This is a genomic window from Streptomyces sp. AHU1 (assembly GCF_045343905.1).
Lineage (GTDB): Bacteria > Actinomycetota > Actinomycetes > Streptomycetales > Streptomycetaceae > Streptomyces > Streptomyces triticiradicis.
This window is the reverse complement of sequence record NZ_CP174283.1, coordinates 7049338-7071520: the sequence shown is the minus strand read 5'-3', so window position 1 is coordinate 7071520 and position 22183 is coordinate 7049338. Positions and strand designations below refer to the sequence as shown.

The 22183-nt window shown below is 69.8% G+C and carries 18 protein-coding genes, 1 tRNA gene and 2 pseudogenes; 10 read left to right on the top strand and 11 right to left on the bottom strand.

All coding sequences use genetic code 11. From position 1 onward, the window contains the following. Positions 1-746: 746 nt before the first annotated feature. The 3 genes from ACICHK_RS31315 (at position 747) to ACICHK_RS31305 (ending at position 4069) form a co-directional block, all read left to right on the top strand. Positions 747-1172, top strand: coding sequence for a hypothetical protein (locus ACICHK_RS31315; protein WP_406839506.1), 426 nt, complete (start codon positions 747-749; stop codon positions 1170-1172). Continuing rightward, positions 1169-3847 (top strand): tetratricopeptide repeat protein, encoded by a 2679-nt coding sequence (locus tag ACICHK_RS31310; protein WP_406839505.1) that lies wholly within the window; start codon positions 1169-1171, stop codon positions 3845-3847. Before ACICHK_RS31315 ends, ACICHK_RS31310 begins: the two co-directional genes overlap by 4 nt. A gap of 143 nt (positions 3848-3990) precedes the next feature. Continuing rightward, a tRNA-Ser gene (locus ACICHK_RS31305) sits at positions 3991-4069 on the top strand. Between the two features lie 53 nt (positions 4070-4122). Here the strand turns inward: ACICHK_RS31305 and ACICHK_RS31300 are convergent. After that, a pseudogene (locus ACICHK_RS31300) lies at positions 4123-4494 on the bottom strand (site-specific integrase); the annotation flags it as partial. A gap of 61 nt (positions 4495-4555) precedes the next feature. On the opposite strand from ACICHK_RS31300, the gene ACICHK_RS31295 reads away from it, so the two are divergent. The 3 genes from ACICHK_RS31295 to ACICHK_RS31285 all read left to right on the top strand — a co-directional run bounded on the left by ACICHK_RS31295 (position 4556) and on the right by ACICHK_RS31285 (position 6444). Continuing rightward, positions 4556-4984 carry a hypothetical protein gene (locus ACICHK_RS31295; RefSeq protein WP_406839504.1) on the top strand — a complete coding sequence of 143 codons (429 nt, stop codon included), beginning with the start codon at positions 4556-4558 and terminating at the stop codon, positions 4982-4984. A 418-nt stretch (positions 4985-5402) separates the two neighbouring features. Continuing rightward, positions 5403-5840: a hypothetical protein gene (locus tag ACICHK_RS31290; RefSeq protein ID WP_406839503.1), complete on the top strand. Its 438-nt coding sequence runs from the start codon at positions 5403-5405 to the stop codon at positions 5838-5840. Positions 5841-5991: 151 nt separating this feature from the next. Then, positions 5992-6444 (top strand): hypothetical protein, encoded by a 453-nt coding sequence (locus ACICHK_RS31285; RefSeq protein WP_406839502.1) that lies wholly within the window; start codon positions 5992-5994, stop codon positions 6442-6444. A 10-nt stretch (positions 6445-6454) separates the two neighbouring features. Here ACICHK_RS31285 and ACICHK_RS31280 read toward each other — a convergent pair whose 3' ends face one another. Then, positions 6455-6640, bottom strand: a complete 186-nt coding sequence (locus ACICHK_RS31280) for a hypothetical protein (RefSeq protein ID WP_406839501.1) — start codon at positions 6638-6640, stop codon at positions 6455-6457. A gap of 253 nt (positions 6641-6893) precedes the next feature. Between ACICHK_RS31280 and ACICHK_RS31275 the strand changes: the two genes are divergently transcribed. Both ACICHK_RS31275 and ACICHK_RS31270 read left to right on the top strand, forming a co-directional pair. After that, positions 6894-7358, top strand: coding sequence for a hypothetical protein (locus ACICHK_RS31275; RefSeq protein ID WP_406839500.1), 465 nt, complete (start codon positions 6894-6896; stop codon positions 7356-7358). Positions 7359-7959: 601 nt separating this feature from the next. Next, positions 7960-8403, top strand: a complete 444-nt coding sequence (locus ACICHK_RS31270; protein ID WP_406839499.1) for a hypothetical protein — start codon at positions 7960-7962, stop codon at positions 8401-8403. Between the two features lie 125 nt (positions 8404-8528). On the opposite strand, the gene ACICHK_RS31265 is transcribed toward ACICHK_RS31270, so the two are convergent. Continuing rightward, positions 8529-8870, bottom strand: a complete 342-nt coding sequence (locus ACICHK_RS31265) for a hypothetical protein (protein WP_406839498.1) — start codon at positions 8868-8870, stop codon at positions 8529-8531. A 653-nt stretch (positions 8871-9523) separates the two neighbouring features. Here ACICHK_RS31265 and ACICHK_RS31260 point away from each other — a divergent pair. Continuing rightward, a complete protein-coding gene (locus tag ACICHK_RS31260; protein WP_406839497.1) occupies positions 9524-11311 on the top strand; it encodes a cation:proton antiporter in 1788 nt (595 codons plus the stop codon). Positions 11312-11357: 46 nt separating this feature from the next. On the opposite strand, the gene ACICHK_RS31255 is transcribed toward ACICHK_RS31260, so the two are convergent. The 4 genes from ACICHK_RS31255 to ACICHK_RS31240 all read right to left on the bottom strand — a co-directional run bounded on the left by ACICHK_RS31255 (position 11358) and on the right by ACICHK_RS31240 (position 16065). Next, entirely contained in the window at positions 11358-12308 is a 951-nt protein-coding gene (locus ACICHK_RS31255) for a DUF389 domain-containing protein (protein ID WP_406839496.1), read from the bottom strand. Positions 12309-12410: 102 nt separating this feature from the next. Continuing rightward, positions 12411-13787 carry a glucose-6-phosphate dehydrogenase gene (zwf, locus tag ACICHK_RS31250; RefSeq protein WP_406839495.1) on the bottom strand — a complete coding sequence of 459 codons (1377 nt, stop codon included), beginning with the start codon at positions 13785-13787 and terminating at the stop codon, positions 12411-12413. A gap of 28 nt (positions 13788-13815) precedes the next feature. Continuing rightward, on the bottom strand, positions 13816-15396 hold the full coding sequence (locus tag ACICHK_RS31245) for a GMC oxidoreductase (protein WP_406839494.1): 1581 nt from the start codon (positions 15394-15396) through the stop codon (positions 13816-13818). A gap of 150 nt (positions 15397-15546) precedes the next feature. Beyond that, positions 15547-16065 carry a gluconokinase gene (locus tag ACICHK_RS31240; RefSeq protein ID WP_406841359.1) on the bottom strand — a complete coding sequence of 173 codons (519 nt, stop codon included), beginning with the start codon at positions 16063-16065 and terminating at the stop codon, positions 15547-15549. A 342-nt stretch (positions 16066-16407) separates the two neighbouring features. Here ACICHK_RS31240 and ACICHK_RS31235 point away from each other — a divergent pair. Next, positions 16408-16646, top strand: a pseudogene (locus ACICHK_RS31235) (NAD(P)-dependent oxidoreductase); the annotation flags it as partial. A 166-nt stretch (positions 16647-16812) separates the two neighbouring features. On the opposite strand, the gene ACICHK_RS31230 reads toward ACICHK_RS31235, so the two are convergent. The 4 genes from ACICHK_RS31230 to ACICHK_RS31215 are packed head-to-tail and all read right to left on the bottom strand — an operon-like array spanning position 16813 to position 22114. After that, a complete protein-coding gene (locus ACICHK_RS31230; RefSeq protein WP_406839493.1) occupies positions 16813-17733 on the bottom strand; it encodes a cyclase family protein in 921 nt (306 codons plus the stop codon). Further along, positions 17734-19557: a glycoside hydrolase family 15 protein gene (locus tag ACICHK_RS31225; protein ID WP_406839492.1), complete on the bottom strand. Its 1824-nt coding sequence runs from the start codon at positions 19555-19557 to the stop codon at positions 17734-17736. It abuts the gene before it with no gap. 35 nt (positions 19558-19592) lie between these two features. Continuing rightward, positions 19593-20636, bottom strand: a complete 1044-nt coding sequence (locus tag ACICHK_RS31220) for a cytochrome d ubiquinol oxidase subunit II (RefSeq protein WP_406839491.1) — start codon at positions 20634-20636, stop codon at positions 19593-19595. Next, positions 20633-22114 (bottom strand): cytochrome ubiquinol oxidase subunit I, encoded by a 1482-nt coding sequence (locus ACICHK_RS31215; RefSeq protein WP_406839490.1) that lies wholly within the window; start codon positions 22112-22114, stop codon positions 20633-20635. The genes ACICHK_RS31220 and ACICHK_RS31215 overlap by 4 nt, the downstream gene beginning before the upstream one ends. Between the last annotated feature and the right edge of the window lie 69 nt (positions 22115-22183).

Below are 22183 nucleotides of genomic sequence, written 5' to 3'. Positions count from 1 at the left end.
GATCGTGCAGCAGACCCTACTGGCCGCTGCGACGCCGCGAGAGACGCCGCCGCGGGGAGGGGTTGAGCACTGCGCGCACCGCGTTTCCGAAGTCGGCTGCTGAGGCAAGGTACTGAGGGTCGCGTGGCTCGGGCCCGTGGAGGCAGAGCGGGGCATACACGTGCGTGCTCCGTCGGCGCACCCGCCGTCGTGGCTGATTGTCGGCGGCTGAGGTTCGGACGGGGCTGTCGAAGGTCCCATCAGTCGAGTGCGCCAGGGCTGGGCCGTCCCTGGGCCGTCCGAAGGTCGCCGAGGACCACCGGTGACGACCGACAGTGACAGGTGGGTCGCAAAGATCAGCGGCAGAACCCCAGGTCACAGCCTCCCGACCCAACGGGTTTCCCCCAGGGGCTAGCCGTCAGGCAAGATGGGGCGCTTCTCGCCATGTGGCGCAGCGTCCCAGGGCATGCGTGCCACAGCCGTGCCACATCGTGCGGTCAACCACGGTCAACGACGGGTCGCCGCAGTCGAGATGCGTCGTTCACCCAGGCCGCCGCTACAGCCGTAGTGACCTGGACGGACAGGCTGACGACTACGTCCGCCCTTACAAGGCTGCGGTCTGCCCTCTCCGGTGTAGTCATGCTCGGGTCGGTAGCTGGCAACGTGTTCGCGGGGACTGCTTCAGACGATTCGGGCGTTTTAGCCTCACGGACCAGGCTTTGTTTCTACGCTGAGTTCTTTCGGAGCCGCGTAGGTTTGGGGATCAAGTGGATGCTGAGATCGTGCAGTTGGTTGGGCAGGCCGGGCCGGCCGTGACGGCTGCGGTGGGGACGTACGGGGCAGCGGTGCTTACCCGTGCACAGGATGCTGCTGCCGACGCCACGGCCGGTCTCGGGCAACGGGTTCTTCAACTGGTCTGGCGGCGCCGGGACGAAACGGGCCGGGCGGAGCTGGAACGGGTGGTGGGTGAGGCCGCCGACGAACAGGATGATGCTTACTCCACAGCCGTATTGAGCAGGCTGCTCAGGCAGGCATTGCAGGACGATCCCGCACTCCGAGAGGAACTAGCTGCTGTACTGCCTGCTCCTGTGCCAGGCACGGTCAATGTCACGGCCTCCGGTGAACGGTCGATCGCCGCTCAGCACATCGGTACTGCCATCACCGGTGACGGTCACACCGCGCCGCGGCCGTGAGTACGGACGAGGATCGGTCTCGGCTGGAGATCGAGGCGGCCGGACCAAGGTCGATCGCCGCCCAGCGCATCGGTAACGCCTTCACGGGCGATGTACTGCCAGTCGAGGCACTGCACGCACCAAGCAAGGTCACGGCGGCTCTGGGCACTTCCAATCTGCCCCCCGCCGCCCTCTGCATGGGGCGAGAGAAAGAACTGGGCTGGCTGCGGCGCATCCTGACCAGCCGCCGTGAAAGTGCGATCGCCCTGAGTGGGACAGTGCACGGACTGGGAGGGATCGGCAAGAGCACGCTCGCCCTGCACTACGCGCACCGCCACCGCGGCGACTATGCCCTGATCTGGTGGATCAATGCCGCGTCCCCCGACGAGATCGAGACCTCTCTCACCAGCCTCACCCACACTTTGGTACCGAGTTGGGCCACCACAGCCAGTCGCAGGGCGCAGGTGGCGTGGGCGATGCAGTGGCTCGCCTGGCATCCGGGCTGGCTGCTGGTCTACGACAACGTGGAGGACCCCGACGACCTCACCCCCTACACCGGAGCCCTCCACCAGGGCCATCACCTCGCCACCAGCCGACGTACCACCGGCTGGCCCGACAACGCCCCCACTCTGACTCTGGGCAACCTCGACCCCGACGACGCCACCGCCCTGCTGTGCCGACTTGTGTTCAAGGAGGCCACCCCCACGCCCCGGCAACAGACCGAAGCCCGGTCCCTTGCTACCGAGCTGGGGCACTTCCCTCTGGCGATCAAACAGGCCGGCGCTTACCTGGCCCAGAACCGCGGCATCAGCCCGGACTCCTACCGCCACCGTCTGCACACCAAACTCGCCAAGACCGCCCACGGCACCAGTAGCGAACGTACCCTCGCCCGCATTTGGAACGTCACCCTCCATGCGCTAGAAAGAGTCGATCCGCTAGCCGTGGAGGTGCTGTACACCGCCGCTTGGCTGGCCCCCGATGGCATCCCCTACAGTCTGCTTACCCCGGCTGCCGCCAATCCGGACGATGTCGCCGAAGCCGTCGGAACCCTTTCCGCGTACAGCATGGTGACCGAAACCGGCACCACCCTGAGCGTTCACCGGCTGGTCCAGACTGTCCTACGCGCCCCGCAAAGCACCGACGACACCCAGCCGCCCCGGCACCTGTTAGGGCGTGACCGCGCCGAACAAGCGGTCCTCCACAACCTGACCCCGCCACCGGGCCAAGACGCCCCCACCGAAGACCAGTGGGACACCCTCACACCCCACCTCGTCACCCTTGCAGCCACCCGACTGCCCCAACACCACAACGCCTCACTTGCCTATGCGTATGAGTTCACGGAGCGACGGCTCCATCAACAAGGCCACACAGTCCGTGCTATCCCTCTGCTAGAGGCCACGCTCGCCCTGCGTGAGCGGGTCCTGGGTGATGTCCACCCCGACACCCTGTCCAGCCGCAACAACCTCGCTCTCGCCTACAAGTCGGCGGGGGATCTGGGCCGGGCCATCCCTCTGCTGGAAGCCACCCTCGCCCAGCGTGAGCAGGTCCTGGGTGATGCCCACCCCGACACCCTGACCAGCCGCAACAACCTCGCCTACGCCTACTACGTGGCGGGGGATCTGGGCCGGGCCATCCCTTTGCACCAGGCCACCCTCGCCCTGCGTGAGCAGGTCCTGGGTAATGCCCACCCCGACACCCTGTCCAGCCGCAACAACCTCGCTCTCGCCTACAAGTCGGCGGGGGATCTGGGCCGGGTCATCCCTCTGCTGGAAGCCACCCTCGCCCAGCGTGAGCAGGTCCTGGGTGATGCCCACCCCGACACCCTGACCAGCCGCAACAACCTCGCCAGCGCCTACCAGGAGGTGGGGGATCTGGGCCGGGCCATTCCCCTGCTGGAAGCCACCCTCGCCCAATGTGAGCAGGTCCTGGGCGATGCCCACCCCGACACCCTGTCCAGCCGCAACAACCTCGCCAGCGCCTACTACGTGGCGGGGGATCCGGGCCGGGCCATACCCATGCTGGAAGCCACCCTCGCCCAATGTGAGCAGGTCCTGGGCGATGCCCACCCCGACACCCTGACCAGCCGCAACAACCTCGCCAGCGCCTACTACGAGGTGGGGGATCCGGGCCGGGCCATACCCATGCTGGAAGCCACCCTCGCCCAATGTGAGCAGGTCCTGGGCAATGCCCACCCCGACACCCTGACCAGCCGCAACAACCTCGCCTACGCCTACTACGAGGTGGGGGATCCGGGCCGGGCCATACCCATGCTGGAAGCCACCCTCGCCCAGCGTGAGCAGGTCCTGGGCGACACTCACCCCGACACTTTGCAAAGCCGCAACAACCTCGCCTACGCCTACCAGGTGGCAGGGGATCTGGGCCGGGCCATCCCTTTGCACCAGGCCACCCTCGCCCTGCGTGAGCGGGTCCTGGGTGATGCCCACCCCGACACCCTGTCCAGCCGCAACAACCTCGCCAGCGCCTACCAGGAGGTGGGGGATCTGGGCCGGGCCATTCCCCTGCTGGAAGCCACCCTCGCCCAATGTGAGCAGGTCCTGGGCGATGCCCACCCCGACACCCTGACCAGCCGCAACAACCTCGCCAGCGCTCGTCAGAAAGCCGAAGCTGTACAGCACGGAAGTACAGCAACCCCAACGACCGCAGATGACTCTCAACAGCCGTTTACAGCCGATTAACCAGCCCAACAGACCTCAGTAACCACCCCGCCGAGAGTTCGGGACGAAGAGGTCGTGCCAGACCCGCGCCAGATCGCGCGGGGAACCACGGGGAACAGCGGGAAACCCAGCGGCCGTCTACCGCGCGCCTGTGTCCCTCCGCCGCAGGTCAGACCGAGAGAAAGCCGTAAATACCCTCAGCTTCCCAAGCTCAGAGCGCGAGTTCGATTCTCGTCACCTGCTTCACAATGAAAGCCCAAGTCAGCGGCTTGGGCCTGTTTGTTGTCTAGACCTGTCTAGGTGTCTCGTGCCCGATCCGTGCCCGATGCCTGTTCATCGGCCTTGGCCGCAGCCTTCCGCCGTTCAGCCTGCATCAGGGAGTCGAGCCCGGAAGCGACCTCACGTTGGCGCTCGGAGTCCGAGTGCTGATAGATGTGCGGCCCTATCCGTGGACTGGCCGACACGCACCACCGTGTCCTTGAGCGTCGCGCCCAATCGGGTGGTCAGGGTGTGTCCGGTGTGACGAAGATCGTAGAACCGGACATCGGCCGGCAGTCCGACCACGCTACGGACCTTGCGCCACTCCCGGCCGAAGGTCGAACGACGGGCTTGCCCCGCTCGCCCACGAACAACAACCCGCCCGGGGTCTTCTCCGCGTACCAAGCGAGCCAGGCATGGATCAACATGAGTCGATTGAGAGTGGTGGCGCCCTCCCGTACCTTCTGGAACATGGGAGAGGGACGGGACGTCACCAACAACGTAAGTAACGGCGTGAGCGGCCATGTCAACGGGCCCGTGGTCCAGGCTGGATCCATCAACGGCAATGTGATCCTGCCTGCTACGCCGAGCCCAGAGGAGGCAGAGTTACGTGCTCGCTGGTCGGCACGCACGAAACGAATCCTGGACGCCGAAGATGCAGCACGTGCAGCACGCTACGCCCAGTCTCAGTTTCAAAGACAGAGATTCCTCAAGAAGGCGCGTCGTGGAATCTGCGGGTCTGTCGTATGGATCCTTTTCGGCCTGTTCCTGGTTGTCGGTGGTCACGGATCCGGGGGCGACAGCACGCGAGTGATGTGGGCGTCGATTGGGTGGTTCGACGTGGTGATCGGTTTCGGCTTCCTGGCGAAGCACTGGTTGGCTCTTCGACGCTCCCGCTGAGTCCCGGATTGAGCAGCTGATCAACCGCTGTCCTTCAGTACGTCTGACACTTGGCGCCACACGTGCGCAGTCGAGTGGATCACGTACCGCAGCCCGTCGCAGGAGCGGTCGTGGCACTTGATCGGCTTGTCCTCGCCGCGTGCTGTGGTCTCTTCTGGCCAGGCGTAACCGGGCAGCTCGTCGAGGAGTCCCCGGCATGATCGATGTACGCGCAACGGCCCCGAACCGAGCGCGGTCGACACGCTGCGGATGCCGTTGAGCACCTCGTTGTTCGCAAGGGCGACGACGGAATGCTGATGGGCGAGCAGGTGGCGCCAATCGTGTGCAGCGAATGGACGGCTAGCACAGGGCGTCGACGCTGTGGTCGTCGAGTGTCAGGGGGTACGGTGGCGGCCTCAGATGCTGCAAAGGTGGTTCGATGGAAGCGGAGTTGGTGGCACTTGCTGCCGCAGGCGCTACGACATTGGTTCAGCAGATGGCGGTGGACTCCTGGGCACAAGCTCGTGACCGGATGGTGTCGTTCTTCTCGCGTCGCGGTGGTGGTGAGGAAGACGTGATCGAGGGGGAGCTGGAGACCTCGCGCGGAGAACTGGCGGCGGCAATGGAGGCCAGCGACGAACAGACCGCCTTGGATGTCCAGGCGGAGTGGCGTACACGATTGCGGCGCACTTTGCTGGCAAATCCGGCCGCGGCTGCCGAACTGCGGTCAATCATTGATGATTTGGCGCCCCCAAAGGGTGATCAACAGGTCGCGGATGTCCATAACACGATCAGTGGGGGCGTACAGCACGGCCCAGTGATTCAGGCTGGCAACGTGGGCTCGCTGAGCTTCGGGACACCTTTCGGTCAGACCTGAGCCTGGCGGCAGTACGGGGCCCACGCCGACGACGGCCACGGTACGCCGCTCTCCGGGAAGGCGAAGGGGGCGGTCACCAAGTGTGCTCGCGGGCATTGGCATCGGCCGCTTCGATGGTGATCTTGTGAGTCAAGCGCGTATCTTCCGCCTCATGAGCGAACAGCCGTCCATACGCAACGAGTTGAGTGGAAGCGTCGTGGGCCACGTCGTGCAGTCCGGTGCTATTCACGGCGACGTTGTGTTCACTTCGCCCGCTGCGCCGGTGGACTCGGAGGCAGTGGAGACGCAACGACGTTGGAGCGAACGTCAGCGGCGCATCCTCGATGAAGGGACCGCCAAAGAGGCGGCAGAGCAGCGCAGGTTTGAAGACTATGTCAGGGTCGTTCACAGGAAGCGACGTTGGAACTTGTGGTTGCTGTTGGTTGAGGATCTGGCCGTGGCGCTGGGGTATCTGCGCGCGTTCCCCTCGGCTGCGCTCGTTGGCGCCTTGGGTATTCTGTTTGGGCTGATCTCCCTGTTCGGCTGGGTCCACTGCTCCGTGCTCTTGTGGAGGGCCCGGACGGGGCGGACTATCCCGGTTCCCCGGCATCGGTGGATGTGGTGAGCCGGTGGCGTCACTCGTGCGCATTGGAGTGCACGACGTAGCGCAGCGCGTCGGCGCTGTGGTCGTCACGCTTGATCGGCTGGTCCTCGTCGCGGTCGGATGCTGCGGGGTCCCATGCGTAGCCCGGTAGCTCGTCGAGCAGCCCGGTGCATGGGCGGTGGATACGCATCAGCCCGGATTCGAGGGCGGTCGACACGGATCGGATGCCGTCGAGGACGTCGTTGCGAGCCGGGGTAGTGCCGAGGTGCCCGCCATCGTTCCGCTTGATTGCGGGGCGCCGGTGGTGCTTCTAGGTTGCGTCTGGCGATGTGTCCCGTGTTGTTGCTGTGGGGCGCGTGTGAACGCCCTCGTACGCGGCGCAACGCCCCACCAACAGAGTTAGAAAGCGTGTTGGTATCGGAGTTGGGTTATGGTCCGCGGAGGGCGGCGAGGCGTGATCAGCTTGGGATGTGGAGACCATCATCGCCAGCGGCATAGCCGTCCTAGGGACGCTGCTCGGTTCGGGAATCACTCTGGCGTTCCAGCAGCGCACCACCGACAGAAGCCACCAGTTCACCCGCCGCGAGAAGCTCCGGCAGGAACGACTCGATGCCTACTCTGCCTACGCCGGCGCACTGGTCGACTACCGCCGATGCCTAGTGCACCTCTGGTTCTGCGAGCACGAACAGCCACCACCGGAGGACCCGGACACGGTGCGGATCCGCGCCTATGACCTGCGCTCCAACGCCCAAGAAGCGCTGTTCCGCGTGCAGATGCTCACCGATTACGAGACGTTGAGTCAGTCTGCGGAGGACGTGCTCGCATTCGTTACGGCTCTGTCCAAGACAGACAGCAGAACCGAACTTGACGATGCCAGGGTGCGGACCCGTGACGACATCAGCCGACTGGTTCGAGCAGCCAAAGAACACCTCTGAGACTCCCGCAGCCGCACCGGTTGCAGGAACGCCGCCCACATTGACTGCACCACAAGCGCACCAGATCGAGCGGGGAACAGCGGGGAATCACGGTGCAAACAGCCGCGCCCTCAGAGTCCGCGAGCAGGCCGTTCGAGCCGGTCAGCGCCTACAACGGATCGTCGGTGCCCGCAGCTTCCCAAGCTGATGTCCCGGCTGCTCAGTACGGCCACTGAATCTCGTGTTCGCCCGACGCGGCCTCGTACCGCGTCAGCGGAGCATCCAGCCCGGCATCACCGGCTGACCTCAACGACGTTGGACTCAAGCGGCATTGAACGATCACGCACGCCGCACCTGTGGGAGCACGTCGTCCCCTCGAAAGACAAGCCCCGACTCGCCGGGAGCTCACGGAGCCGTGATCATTCGCTCCGTGGCGGCTCCGGCTCAGGACCCTTCCCTCGACCTCACGTAGTGTCCGGCTCAGCTTCTCCGAACGGTTGGAGGACGCTCATGACGGAAACGTTGTCGATTTGCACCCGAACTCCCCGAGCCGATGGGTTGGTTGTCAGCCCCTACCGCTAACTTCTGCGGTCCCGGAGGAACGGAAGAGAGATGAGGACTGATGGGGGCATCGGGGTGGGACTACTACGTGCCGTACCAGGAGGATCTGAACGCCGCACTTCAGCAGTTGCGGCACGAGGTGTTCGAAGCCGGGGACTACTACTGGGTCAACGGCGGTGACTGGCGGCCGGAGGAGGAGCGGGAACCACTGCCCCGGTCGCTGAAGGAGCTGTGGGACGACGAGTTGGTCCAGGAGACCGGCACGCACTCGGTCCTGGACGTCTTTCGCGTCCTGGAACCCGACGAACCCGCGGACTACAGCACCGTGAAGCCCGTGACGGCCGAGGAAGCACGCGAGTTGCTGGGTACCGGCGAACTGACCCGTGCGCACGTCAAGGACTTCGACGTCTTCCCCCGATCGCGGTGGGTCGGACGATGCGCGGTGCTGCACGACGACGAGGGGAACCCCCAGGAGATCCACTTCTGGGGCCACTCGGGCGACTGACCCGGCCGGTGAGCGCGCGTCGGCCGGCGTCCACGCCCGGCATCGCCGGCAGTTCGGCGGCGGGTCAGGGTGTCGACCGGTCGGGCGGCCTCACGTCGCTGTCTTCGAAGGCCGGTCGTGGCCGATCAGGCGGGAATCCAGTCGGGCCACCGCGGCGGGACATTGCTCGCGGGGCAGAGGCCGGAGTCGCCGGGGTAGCCGTCCAGCGTTCCCCGGGTCGCGAAGAACCACCAGGCGAGCCCCACCGTCGTACCGGCCACCAGCAGCGCCGGCAGCAGGACGCGGACCGCCGTCGGCGCGTGGAGGACCAGGCGTCGGCCGGCGGCCTGCGCCACGAGCCCGGCGGACGCCCCCGCTCCCACGACCGGAAGGAGCAGGAGGTTGAGTTCGAAGCGTCCGCCGGCGTCGAACCCCGCGTCGCAGTACGCGCGCGCCCAGACGGTCAGTGACCAGGCGACGCAGCCCATGGCGGCTCCGAACAGTGCGGAAACCGCCCGGGGGAGGCATGAGTCGGATCTCGGCTTGACTGTGTCCACGACACAGCAGGACATCGAACACGGCATGCGCGGTTCCGCGGCGGGCGGTGGGTGTCCGACCGCGTGGCGACAAGGCCGCCGTCCCCGTACGGCCGGCGCGACCTCGGTCAGGTCGTCGTTCACGGGGTGGGCGGTTCTGATGAAGACGGAGCCGGATGGGACTGGCCGAACGGGACCGACCGGACGGACCGGTCGGACGAGACCGGCCTGGACGGGACCGGTGAGGTCGTCGTCGTGCGCCGCTCCCCCGGGCGGGGCAATGTCGTCGATCAGGTGGCGCAAGACCTGTCCCTCCGAGGTGCCGCCCTTCGCGTGGGGTGATTGCCTGGCGCCCGGGCTTCCGGACGCGGCCGGGTGCGCGAGGTGAGGAGGCAGCCGGTTGTGGGGTCGTCGGCCAAGGACGTGACTCCCGTCCGCCCGCGCGGGGGCGGCGGTGCGTCGGAGACGGTCGTGGACCCCGGGAGGCCGGCGGCGGACGTCCGGGGCGCTTGCGGTGCGGGGAGCCGGGAGGACGGGAACGCGATGGGCGTGCGGGACCGGAACGGGCCGGAGCCTCCTTCGCGTCCGGAGGGAGCGGGGAGGCCGTGACCGAGGATCAGATCCTGCTGGGCGTCGGTCTGACCGTCGTGCTCGCGGTGGGCTCGCAGATCCTGGCGAGCAGGCTGCACGTCCCTTCGCTGATCGTGCTGCTGCCCGTCGGATTCACCGCCGGGGCGCTCACCGAGGTCGTCCGTCCCGACCGTCTGGTGCCCGACTTCACGGCCCTGGTGTCGCTCGCCGTGGCCGTGATCCTCTACGACGCGGGGCTGGGTCTCGATCCGCAGCAGATGAGGGGCGAGACCCGGAGCGTGGTGGCGCGGCTGATCGTGCTGGGGATCCCCGTCACCGCGGGAGCCTGTCTGGGACTGGTCGCCGCGCTGTTCGACGTCCCGTTCGCCGTGGCGGCCATGATCGGGGTCATCCTCGTCGTCTCCGGACCGACCGTCGTCGGCCCGCTGCTCGACCACGCCAGGCCCGTCGACCGGGTGCGGAGGATCCTGACCTGGGAAGGGACCCTCATCGACCCCCTCGGGGGCATTCTCGGCGCGGTCGTCTTCCACATCATCGTCCGGTCCCAGGACAGACAGGGCTTCCGGTTCGGCATGTTCTTCGGGAGCATGGCCGTGGGGCTGACCGGTGGCCTGGCCGGTGTCGGCCTGCTGTGGCTGACGCTGCGCAGGCTGCGGCTCGGCGGGACGCTCGGGACGCTCGCGCAGCTGGCCACCGTCGTCGCGGTGTCCGCGGGCTGCGACATGGTCCTGGACGACACCGGGCTCATCGCGGCGATCGTCACCGGCATCGCCGTGGCGAACCTGCCCGGATTCGACATGCCGGCGCGCCGCCCCTTCTTCGAGACCGTCGTCCAGCTCGTCATCGGTCTCCTGTTCATCTCCATCTCGGCCTCGGTCGCGCCGAAGGCCGTCGCCTCGGTGCTGCTCCCCTCGCTGGTGCTCGTCGTGGCGCTCGTCCTGGTGGTGCGGCCGGTGGTGTCCCTCGTCTCGGCGGCGGGGACGGACGTCGGCCCCGGGGAGCGGGCCTTCATCGGGTGGATGGCGCCCCGGGGCATCGTCGCCGCCTCCACCGCCGCGACGTTCTCCGCGTCGCTCGTCGACAAGGGCCTGTCCGGCGCCGACAAGATCCTGCCGATCACGTTCCTGGTGATCGTCGGAACCGTCCTGGTCTACGCGCTGACCGCCAGGCCGGTCGCGGTGCGGCTGGGGGTCGGCCGGTCGGCACGCTCGCGGCCCCTGCTGGTGGGAGGCGCCCCGTGGGTGATCGACCTCGCGCGGTCGCTCGGCGCGGCCGGCCTGGACGTGCTCATGTGGGCCGGTCTCCCGCGGGAGCGGGACCGGATCAGGGACGCGGGGATCGAACTGGCCGCGGGGGAACTCCTGGCCACGGCCACCGACCCCAAGGCGCGTCTGGAGGGCGTCACGACCGCGCTGCTGCTCACGGACGACGACGACCTGAACGCGCTCGCCTCGGTGGTCGTGCAGGACAGCATCGACGGCCCGGTGTACCGGGTCGGCCCGGCGCCCGGCGGCGAGGGCATCGTCGCCCCGTACACCGGCGGCGGTGTCCTCTTCGGGCCCGGTCTCGTCCGGAGCGCGCTGGAGGACCGCCACGGGCGGGGCGCGCGTTTCGTCGTGCGGCCGGCCTCCGACCCGCTCCCGCCGGGCCACGAACTGCTCTTCGTCGTACGGGCCGACGGCCGGCTCGAACCGGTCACCGAGGTGCAGGAGGCCGCTCCGGCGGACGACGACACGCTCGTGCTCCTCGGCCCCGCGCCGCACGCTTCCGCACGGTCCGACGGCGCGCACGGCCGGGGCTGACCGCGTGCGCCGTCCGGGGAGGCCCGGACGAAGACGCCCCGCCGGGTCAGCCCCCCTGTGTCTCGGCCCGGCGCTCCGCGCGCCGCCAGAAGCGCCGCTGCAGGCGGAGGGTGAGGACGCCGACGACCACGAGGACGGCCACGTTCAGGAGGAGCTGGAACAGCGATCCCCGGGCCTCGGACCAGTCGGCGAAGGCGATCGAGACGGCGATGTCCGAGGCGGCGGGAATCGTGGTCACGGAGATGAAGACGCCGAGGAGCGCGCTCGCGCGTGCCTCGGTGAGCGAGACGATGCCCACGACGCCGGCGAGGGCGGCCACGACCAGGGAGAAGAAGTTGGGCGTGTCGATGAGCTGGGACACGGGACGCAGGCCCCGCTGGAACGCGTCGGACTCGAAACCGAAGGCCCGTGACAGCGCCGAGAAGCCCAGCGTCACGACGATGGCCAGTGAGAACCCGACGGTCAGTGCGCGCGCGCCCTCCCGGACCCGGCGGCGGTTGCCGCGGTCGATCCCCAGGGCGATGCTGACGATCGCGTTGTACTCGGGGCCGACCACCATGGCGGCCACGATGAGGATCTGGGAGTTCGACATGATGCCGACGGCCCCGATGAGCCCGGCGATGACCAGGAACAGGTAGAAGGAGGGCAGGTAGGTGCCCTCCGCCCGGATGTGGGCCTCGACCGCAGCCCACAGCGGGGTGTGGACGAGGATGCTGGGCTGGTCGGCCTCGATCCGCTCCGCGTGCCGCGAGAACATCATCTCGACGTCGTCGACGGCTATGGACCCCGACCGGTCGATCCCCAGCCCGCGCAGGCCGGCCAGCACCTCGTTCGCGGCGCCCTTCACGACGTCGCACTCCAGCGCGTCGCCGTCCGGCGCGTTCGACACCGACCGCAGGACCACGAGGTTGAGGACGTGGTCGTCCGCGGAGAGCAGGTCGACCGTCCGCTGGGTGAGCGATGACGGCGTCACCATCCGGAAGTGGATCAGGTCCATCGCGTCCTCGCTCCTGCCGAAGCCCCCGCGGTCGTGTGCGGGACGGTTGGAGGCCGGCCCCGCCGCGGCCGCCCGGGCGGGCCGGGCGGCCGGCGGGCCGTCTCAGCCCGCGGGGTCGTGCCAGGTGTCGCCGTCGGGGAGGAGGGCGTCGGCCTCCTCGGGACCCCAGGTGCCGCGGGCGTACGGGTGGACGGGGACGGTGTCGCCGAGGACGGGGTCGACGATCCGCCAGGCCGCCTCGACGGTGTCCTGCCTGGCGAACAGCCAGCGGTCCCCGTCCAGGGCGGCGCCGATCAGCCGGTCGTAGGGGCGCATGTCGGAACCGGGCACCTCGGTGAGGGCGAGTTCCTCGTGGTTGGCCTCCCAGCCGCCGCCGGGCTTCTTGCCGGCGAGGGTGAGCGCCACCTGGGTCTCCGGCCAGATCCGGAAGCGGAGCATGTTGGTGGCGGGTGCCGGCCGCAGCCCGAACACGTCGTGAGGGGCCCTGCGGAAGCGGATGGCGACCTCGGTGGCGGTCACCGGCAGGCACTTCCCCGCGCGGATGAGGATCGGGACGTCGGCCCAGCGCCAGGAGTCGGCGGTGAGCCGGATCGCGGCGAAGGTCTCCACGGTGGACTTCGGGTCCACGCCGTCCACGTCGCGGTACCCGTCGTACTGCCCGCGCACGATGTGGTCGGGGGTGAGGGGGCGCAGGGAGGCGACGGTGACCGCCTTGGAGTCCCGCCAGGCGCTCAGGCCGTGTCCGGAGGGCGGGTCGGCCAGGACGGTGGCGAGGACCTGCAGCATGTGGTTCTGGATCACGTCGCGGATCGCGCCGGTGCGGTCGTAGAAGCGGCCGCGGTCGGAGACGTCGAAGGCCTCGGCCATCGTGATCTGGATGCTCTCGACGTGGGTGCGGTTGAGCAGCGGCTCGATCACGGAGTTGGCGAACCGCGCGAACAGGACGTTCTCGACGGGGTCGAGCCCTAGCCAGTGGTCGACGCGGTAGATGGAGTTCTCGGAGAAGTACTGGTGCATGGTGGCGTTGAGGGCGCCGGCGCTCTCGAGGTCGGTGCCGAAGGGCTTCTCGACCATGATGCGGGCGCCCTTGGCCCGGCCCGCGGTGGCGATGCCCTGGGCGATCCGGCCGAACAGCGGTGGAGGGACCTCGAGGTAGTACAGGGCACGCCCGCCGGGGCCCATCGCCTCGGACATGGCGCTGTAGGTGGCGTCGTCGCCGAGGTCGCCGTCCACGTAGCGCAGCAGGCCGAGCATCTTGGTCGCGGCGGGGGACCTGGGGTCCATGCCGTTGAGGGTGAGGGAGGCCTCCGCGTAGGCGCGGAACTGCTCCAGGCCCCAGCCGGCCTTGGCCACGCCCACGACCGGGACGTCCAGGACGCCGCGTTCGACCAGTCCCACGAGAGCGGGGAAGGTCTCCAGTTTGGCGAGGTCGCCGGTGGCGCCGAAGATCACCAGCGCGTCCATCGGTCGTGCCGTCATCTCTGGTTCTCCTGTGGGGTACGGGCGGTCAGCTCAGCCGGCCGGCGAGGTGGTCGCCCACCCGGAGGGCGTTGGCGATGGCCGTGAGCGACGGGTTCACGGCACCGATGCTCGGGAAGAACGAGGTGTCCACGACGTAGAGGTTGTCGACGTCGTGGGCCCGGCAGTCGACGTCGAGGGCGGACGCCTGCGGGTCGGTGCCGAAGCGGACGGTTCCCGCCTGGTGGGCGGTGGCGCCGATCGGCATGCCCTTGTGCAGGTAGATGCTGTGCGAGAGCAGGTGGTGCTCGTGCATGCCGAGTCTGCCCAGCATGCCCTGGAGTTTGTGGCGCAGCCGTTTGAGGCCGGCGATGTTGTTCTTCTCGTCCAGGGCGAGGTGGACGTTGCCGTCGGAGTCCAGGGTCACCCGGTTGTCCGGGTCCGGGAGGTCCTCGCCGCAGAGCCAGAAGTCGACGGCGTGGTGGGCGATCACCTCGAAGGGCATGTCGGGCGAGACGGAGCCGGCCCAGCGCGGGGCCTCGCCGTGGATCTGGTCGGCGTCGGACTTGCCGAGCATCTGGATGCCGCCGAGCGGGTAGTCCCAGTCGTCGGCGCCGAGGTACCAGTCGTGCAGGGCGAGCGTCTTCTGGAACAGGGTGGGGTTCGGTTCCTTCGACACGGCCATCAGGGCGAGGTTGTTGTGCCGCATGTAGTGGCGGCCGACCGTGCCGGAGCTGTTGGCCAGTCCGTCCGGGTGCCGGTCGTTGGCCGACCGCAGCAGCAGGACGGCGGAGTTGACGGCGCCGCAGGCGACCACCACCACGTCGGCGGCGAAGGTGGCGGTGGTGCCGTCGCCGAGTTCGGCGACCACGCCGGTGACGGTCCGGCCGGTGGGGTCGGTCTCCAGCCGGCGCACGTCGGCACGGGTGATCATCGTGACGTTGTCGTGCTCCAGGGCGGGATCGACGCAGATCACCTGCGCGTCGGACTTGGCGCCCAGCAGGCAGGGGAAGCCGTCGACCCGGTCGCAGCGGATGCAGGCGCTGCCGTGGACCGCCCGGCCCTGGTCGTCCTGGGTCAGGTCGACACCGATCGGCAGGTGGAAGGGGTGCAGGCCGTGCTTCTCGAGGTCGTCGCTGAGCTGCTGGATGCGCGGCTCGTGCTCGACGGGCGGGAAGGGGTACTGGGCGCTCGCCGGGCCCTCGGTCGGGTCCTCGCCGTGACGGCCGTGGACCCGGTAGAGCTGTTCGGCCTGGGAGTAGTACGGCTCCAGGTCGGTGTAGTCGATCGGCCACGCCGGGGAGAGTCCGCCGTGGTGACGCAGCTCGCCGAAGTCCTCGGGGCGCAGGCGGAACAGGGCGGCGCCGTAGAACTTGGTGTTCCCGCCGACGTAGTAGTTGACCTCGGGCGGGAAGGCGTTGCCGTCCTTGTCGTACCAGTACTCCGGGGCGCGGTACTTGCCCTTGACGAAGACCGCGGTGGAGTCCCAGTTGTCCCGCTCGCGGGGCAGGTAGTCACCGCGTTCGAGGATGAGGACGCGCTTGCCGGTGGGCGCCAGCCGGTGGGCGAGGGTGCCGCCACCCGCACCGGTGCCGATGATGACGACGTCGTAGTGCTGATCGCCTGCCACGGAGGGTTCCGATCTGGAGTCGTTGCTCGTCCCGCGTCCCCTGTCCGCCCGCGCGGCGCCCGTGGCGGTGGGGTGACATCACCGCACCACCGCCCCGGCAGGACGAGTCCCGTCCTCAGCAAGCTACAACCGGCCGGACCGGGCGGCATCTCAAGAACGGTGGCGGCGCCCCGGTGGGGCCGGACCGCGGGAGGGCCGGGCGAGTGCGCGCAGCGCCGCCTCCACGGTCTCCTCCGTGCCGCCGGAGGCGTCCACCGTGGCACCGGGCTCACCCCTCTGGAGCGGCTCCAGGAGCCGGTACTGCGAGTCGAGGAGCTCCGGCGGCATGAAGTGCCCCCGCCGGGCGGAGATCCGCTCCCGTGCCACGGCGGGATCGAGCGACAGGTGCAGGAACCACACCTCGGCGCCCGGCGGGCGCAGCCGGTCGCGGTAGTCCCGCCGCAGCGCGGAACACGCCATGACGCCGCCTCCCCGTTCGGCGGCCGCGCGGATCCATCGGGCGAGGGCCGACAGCCAGGGGCGGCGGTCGGCGTCGTCGAGGGGGCGCCCCGAGGCCATCTTGGCGCGGTTGGCGGCGGAGTGGAGGTCGTCGGCGTCGGCGAACGGCACACCGAGCCGGTGTGCCAGCCGGCGGCCCACGCTCGTCTTGCCGCACCCGGACACGCCCATCACGATCACCACGCGCTCGCCGAGCACTCCTTCGACCACGGTGAACAGGCCTCCCTGCGTCGGCTGCGGGAACATGGGCCCGTATCCACTGTCGTCCGAAGGAGCCGAGACCGCCGCCGGACGCACCGACGCGGTGGGGCCGGCCGGCCAGGCACGGAGGTGCGCATGACGGGTGCGGCCGGCGATTCCGCCCGGGCGCGGGCGATGCTGCCGTACGAGCCGTTCGAGCTCGGCGGGCTGCCCGAGGGCCGGCGGGCCGTCGTCCGGGACGGCCGTGGCCCCGCCCCGGCCGACGCGGTGCTGGAGGCCGTCGAGTTCTTCGTCGTCCCGTACACCCGTACGGACGCGGCGGTCCTGGTGCTGGGCTACGGGCGATCGGGCCGCCGTCGAGGCCCGCCTCGCCCCGTTCGAGTGCGAGGTGCTGCGGGTGGCCCGCATGGCCCGGTCCGCTCCGCACGGCCCGGTCCGCTCCGCGCGGACCGGTGCACGCACTGGCGGAGCTGCCGCGGGCCGACGCGGTCGTGCTGACCCTGCCCCTCACCGAGGAGACCCGCGGCCTGGTCGACGCCGGGTTCCTCGCCGGGCGGCGCTCGCGCTCGTCCGCTCCCAGCCGGCGCGGTACGCGGCGGGTGAGCCGCCGGAGAACGTGGTGTCCGGCCGGGGCTGATCCGGTACCGGCCGTACGGGCACTCCGGAGCGGGGCGTGCCCCTCCGCCCGGCCTGTCGAGAAAGGGGGCTGAGCAGGCGTCAGAGGACGGCGATCGGGTTGACCGGGGAGCCGGTGGCGTGCGGCAGGCGGAGCGGCGCGACCACGCACAGGAAGGACCAGCGGCCCTCTCGCGCGCAGTGCGGCACGAGGTCCTCGAACTGCAGGTAGTCCAGCAGGTGGAGGCCCATCGCGTGGACCGCGAGCACGTGGACGGGGAAGGCCACGCCCTCGGTCCGGGACGGCGCGGTGTCGTTGTTGCCGTCGCTGCCGAGGGCCGCGACACGCCGTTCGGCGAGGAAGTCCATCGCGCCCGGATGGAGTCCCGCGCGGGCGGCCGCCGCGTCCCAGGGACCGTGTTCGGCGCGGCGGAGACGGTGTCCGACCCGGACGAACAGCAGGTCTCCCGGGCCGACCCGGACTCCTTGGGCGGCCTCGGCCTCGGCCAGTTCCCCGGCGCCCACCTGTTCACCCGGCTCCAGCCAGGGCACCCCGCGCAGCCGTGGGATGTCCAGCAGGACGCCCCGGCCGACGATGCCGTCCCGGACCAGGTCCACCGAGAGAGCGCAGGCCCCGCCGGTGGTGAGGGTGTCCGCGTCCACACCGCCGTAGAGCGTGCCGTCGTAGACCACGTGGCACAGCGCGTCCAGATGGCTGTCGGCGTCGCCGTGCACGTTCATGGCGATGTGGTCCCGGGCGAAGTCCAGGCCCTCGGCGGGCAGGTGGCCGGCCACCGCGCCGGTCATCCGGTGGACGGCGGGCTCGGGGTTGTCCGGCCCGGGGGCGGTCTCCACCGGTGCCGCCAGCGAGACCCGCAGCCCCGACCGCACCTCGCGGGCCGCGGCCGCCACGCGCTGCGGGGTGAGCTCCGCGAGGGCGCCGTCCGGCCGGTCGCGGCGCAGCCGCCGGTACAGCTCGCGGAACTCGGCGCCCGTCGTCGCGGTCACCGGGTCGGCGGCCACTCAGGAACCCTTCTTCGCGTCCAGCACGCTGTCCAGTGTGGTGGCCGCCATGATCAGGGACAGGTGGGTGAAGGCCTGCGGGAAGTTGCCGAGCTGCTCGCCGGAGGGGCCGATCTCCTCGGCGAACAGGCCGACGTGGTTGGCGTAGGTCAGCATCTTCTCGAAGGCGTAGCGTGCCTGCCGCAGCCGTCCGGCGCGGGCGAGCGCGTCGACGTGGAGGAAGGTGCACAGGCTGAAGGTGCCCTCGGAGCCGCGCAGTCCGTCGGGCGACGCGGCGGGGTCGTAGCGGTAGACCAGGCTGTCGGAGACGAGTTTGCGGTCCATCGCGTCGAGGGTGGACAGCCAGGCCGGGTCGCGCGGGCCGAGCAGGCCGACCCGGGGGATCAGCAGCAGCGAGGCGTCCAGGACGTCGCCGTCGTAGTGCTGGACGAGCGCCTTCTCCTTCTCGCTCCAGCCCCGGGTCATGATCTGTTCCAGGATCGCGTCGCGGGTGTCGCGCCAGCGCACGATGTCGGCGGGGCGGCTGAAGTGCTCGGCCAGCCGGATGCCCCGGTCGAACGCGACCCAGGTCATCACCCGGCTGTAGGTGAAGTCCTTGCGTCCGCCGCGGGTCTCCCAGATGCCCTCGTCCGGCCGGTCCCAGTTGTCGCTGAGCCAGTCGAGCATCCGCGCCGTCTCCTGCCAGCCCCGGTAGCCGGGCTGGATGCCGACGTTGCGCCCCTCGGCGAGCGCGTACAGCGCCTCGCCGTAGATGTCGAGCTGCAGCTGGTCCATGGCGGCGTTGCCGGCGCGGACGGGGTACGAGCCGCGGTACCCCTCGAAGTGCTCCAGGATCTCCTCGGTCAGCTCCGGGTCGCCGTCCACCCGGTACATGATCTGCAGCCGCTCGCCGGGCAGTTCGAGCCGCTCGTGGAGCCGGTCGCTCAGCCAGCGGGTGTACGCGGCGGCCTCCTCCAGGAAACCGAGGTCGATCAGCGCGCGCACCGAGAGCGAGGCGTCCCGCACCCAGGTGAAGCGGTAGTCCCAGTTGCGCTCGCCCCCCACCTGCTCGGGCAGTCCCATGGTGGCGGCGGCGATCGGCGCGCCGGTGGGGGCGTAGGTGAGCAGCTTGAGGGTGATCGCGGACCGGCGGACCATGTCGGGCCAGCGGCCGCGGTAGTTGGAGGTGCGGACCCACTCCTGCCAGAAGTTGACGGCGTCCCAGAGGCCCTCGGTGACCTGCTCCTCGTTCGTCGGCGGCGGCGCGGCTCCGTCCGCGGCGCAGACCGTGAGCACGGCACCGGCCGTCTGTCCGGCGCTGAGCGTGACGGTGCCGGCCACGTCGTCGCCGGCGCGCTCCAGCGGGAAGGTGGTGCGCAGGTGCAGGGCGATGCCGGGAGCCCGGAAGACGGCGTACCGGTCGTCGTCGAGGTGGAGTTCGTGGGACGCGCGGCCGTAGTCGAAGCGCGGGTTGCACGCGAGGGAGAAGGTGACGGTGCCGCGGACGACGCGGACCGCGCGGATCACGGTGTGCCGGTCGGTGGGGGTCGCGGAGGTGTCGGGCGGCATCCAGTCGATCAGCTCACCGACGCCCTCGGGAGACATGAACCGGGTGACCAGGACGGCGGTGTCCGGGTAGTACAGCTGACGGTGGGTCACGTCCTCGGTGTCGGGGGCGATGCGGAAGTGACCGCCGCGGTCGTGGTCCAGCAGGGCGGCGAAGATGCTCGGCGAGTCGACCCTGGGCGCGGCGAACCAGTCCATCACGCCCTTGGCGGAGACGAGCGCGACGGTCTGGAGGTCGCCCACCAGGCCGTGGTCGGCGATCGGCGGGTAGCGGTCCATCAGCAGACTCCGGGTACGAGATCGATGATCGGCATTTACTGGTTGTCCCCCGGCATCCCGGCGGCCGAGGTGTCGGCGTCGGTGAGCGGCTCCAGCCGGCCCTTGGTGTCGAGCCGGTAGACCAGCACCAGGGCCGGGCCGACGAGCACGATCGCGATGAGCGTCACGATCCCCAGCCAGCGCAGGCTGTGCGCGGCCCCGGCGGCGTCGGACACGGTCAGCGTGGTCGGCAGGAGGTAGGGCCGCTGGGCGAAGCCCCAGGCCAGGACGGCCAGCGCGACGGTCGCCACGGCCGAGTAGCGGGACCAGCCGTACATCCGCCGCGCCAGGAGGAGCACCGCGGCCAGACCGCAGACCCCGGCCAGGACCGCCGTCAGCAGGCCGAGGCCGCTGGTGAGGCCGTCCCAGACGTACCGTGCGTCGTCCCGGGTGACCGGCAGGGCGACGAGAGCGAGGACGACGAGGACCGCGAAGGCGGTCCACGCCCGCAGCCGGAAGTAGCCGACGAGGTCGTCCGCCCCGAACCGCCGGGCGTCGGAGCACAGGAACACCGCGCCGAGGAAGGCGGTGGCGGCGATGGCCAGCAGTCCGGCCATGAGCGAGGTCGGGTTGGCCCAGGCGTCCGCGGACGCCGTGGTGCCCACCGCGACCCGCCCGGAGGCGATACCCCCCAGGACCGATCCGAGGAAGAACGGCGTGAGGAGGGACGAGATCGCGAACACCGCGCCGTAGACGCGCCGTTGGGCGATCCGGCGGCTCGGCTTGCGCAGGGCGAATCCGGCCCCGCGGAGCACCTGGCCGACGGCCGCGAGGGCGAGGGGCAGCCACAACGCCTCGAAGACGGCCTGGAACATCACGGGGAAGCCGGTCCACATGATGATCATGATGAAGATCAGCCAGACGTTGTTGACCTCCCAGACCGGTGCCATGGCGTGGTCGATCAGCCAGCGGGGGCGTTTGCCGCGCTCGGCGCCGCCGGCCGTCAGGTCCCAGAAGCCCGCGCCGTAGTCGGTGCCGCCGGCGCAGGCGTAGGCCGCGATCACGATCACCAGCAGCCAGGCGATGACGTCGGCCATCATCGGGCACCGCCGGACGTCGTGCCGGACCCGCCGCCGGCCGCCGCCCCGGCCTCACCGGGTGCGGGCTCCCGTCTCGGCCCGTAGGGGATGTCGGTCTCGGGACCGTGCGCCCCTCGCGCCGCCGCCCCCTCGTCGGCGATGCGCCAGCGGGTCCGCATCTTCAGCACGACGGCCAGGAACGCCCAGAACACGGTCACGTAGAGGACGACGACGATGCCGAGCATCGTCCAGATACCGCCGGCGTGGGTGGTGGTGACGGCCTCCGACACCCGCATGTTGTTGTAGACGATCCACGGCTGGCGGCCGACCTCGGTGGTGATCCAGCCGCACTCCACCGTGATCAGGCACGCGGCTCCCGCGAGCGCGGCGCAGGAGAAGAACCAGCGGTTCAGCGGCAGGTCCCGGTGCCGCCACCAGATCCAGGCGTACCAGAGGGCGAGCAGGATCAACACGCTGCCGATCGTGGCCATGATGTCGAAGGCCCAGTGCACGATGGTGGCCTCGGTCGGCGTGGGGCGGTCCGAGGCGGGCACGGCGGTCAGTCCGGTCACCTGGGTGCTGGGTTTGAACCCGGCGAGGATGGAGTCCAGTTGCGGGATCTTGATCCCGCCGGAGATCGTCCCGTTCCCGTGCAGCCGCCCGAAGATGTACTCGGGCACGTGTCTGTCGGTCTTCCAGACGATCTCCATGGCGGCGAACTTGACCGGCTGCTTGTGGAAGACGGCGCGCGCGGCGTTGTCACCGAGGAAGAACTGGACGGGGGTGAGGATCGCGGCGACGGTGAACGGCACGGTGAAACCGAGCTTGTGGTAGCGGTCGCGCCGTCCGCGCAGCCAGCCGACCGCGTACACACCGGCGACCACGTAACCGGCCGTCATAAACATGGCGACGACGAAATGCCAGTACTGGGGGCCGAACATCGGCGTGAAGATCGCCTGCCGCACGTCGACGTCGACGGGGTTGCCCTGCGCGTCCAGGCGGAAGCCCTGAGGGGTGTTCATCCAGGAGTTCGCGGCGATGATGCCGAACGCCCCCATCGCCGCGGTCAACGGCAGCGGCACGGCCAGCCACCAGTGCGTCCACGGCTTGAGCCGGCGCCAGCCGTAGAGGTACACGGCGATCAGGACGGCCTCCAGGAAGAACGCCCACGCCTCCACGCCGAAGCCGAGGCCGAAGACGTCGCCCCAGCGCCCCATCATCCCCGGCCACAGCAGGCCGAACTCCAGGGACAGGACGGTGCCGGTGATGATGCCGATGGCGAACTGCACCGCCATCACCGCGGACCACCGCCGGGCGAGGAGCAGGGCCACGGGGTCGTTGCGGCGCAGCGCGCGGTAGTGCATCAGGACCGTGATGAACGGCAGCGCGACGCCGAACGGCACCAGCAGGATGTGCGAGGCCAGGGTGAAGGCCATCTGCTCGCGGGCCGGCAGGAGCTGGGGAGGTGTGTTCGCCAGGTGGACGGCGATGGTGAGCATGTACGCCTCGTTTGTCTGCCCCGCGTGCGGCGGGGCTGAGGGGGAACGGCGAGGTACGGCCGGCGCGGA

Coding starts and splice junctions, on each gene's coding strand:
- ACICHK_RS31295 (WP_406839504.1), top strand. CDS start 4,556: ATGGGAGAGGGACGGGACGTCACCAACAACGTAAGTAACGGCGTGAGC.
- ACICHK_RS31290 (WP_406839503.1), top strand. CDS start 5,403: ATGGAAGCGGAGTTGGTGGCACTTGCTGCCGCAGGCGCTACGACATTG.
- ACICHK_RS31285 (WP_406839502.1), top strand. CDS start 5,992: ATGAGCGAACAGCCGTCCATACGCAACGAGTTGAGTGGAAGCGTCGTG.
- ACICHK_RS31270 (WP_406839499.1), top strand. CDS start 7,960: ATGGGGGCATCGGGGTGGGACTACTACGTGCCGTACCAGGAGGATCTG.
- ACICHK_RS31265 (WP_406839498.1), bottom strand. CDS start 8,870: ATGGGCTGCGTCGCCTGGTCACTGACCGTCTGGGCGCGCGCGTACTGC.
- ACICHK_RS31255 (WP_406839496.1), bottom strand. CDS start 12,308: ATGGACCTGATCCACTTCCGGATGGTGACGCCGTCATCGCTCACCCAG.
- zwf (WP_406839495.1), bottom strand. CDS start 13,787: ATGACGGCACGACCGATGGACGCGCTGGTGATCTTCGGCGCCACCGGC.
- ACICHK_RS31240 (WP_406841359.1), bottom strand. CDS start 16,065: ATGGGCGTGTCCGGGTGCGGCAAGACGAGCGTGGGCCGCCGGCTGGCA.
- ACICHK_RS31225 (WP_406839492.1), bottom strand. CDS start 19,557: ATGGACCGCTACCCGCCGATCGCCGACCACGGCCTGGTGGGCGACCTC.
- ACICHK_RS31220 (WP_406839491.1), bottom strand. CDS start 20,636: ATGATGGCCGACGTCATCGCCTGGCTGCTGGTGATCGTGATCGCGGCC.
- ACICHK_RS31215 (WP_406839490.1), bottom strand. CDS start 22,114: ATGCTCACCATCGCCGTCCACCTGGCGAACACACCTCCCCAGCTCCTG.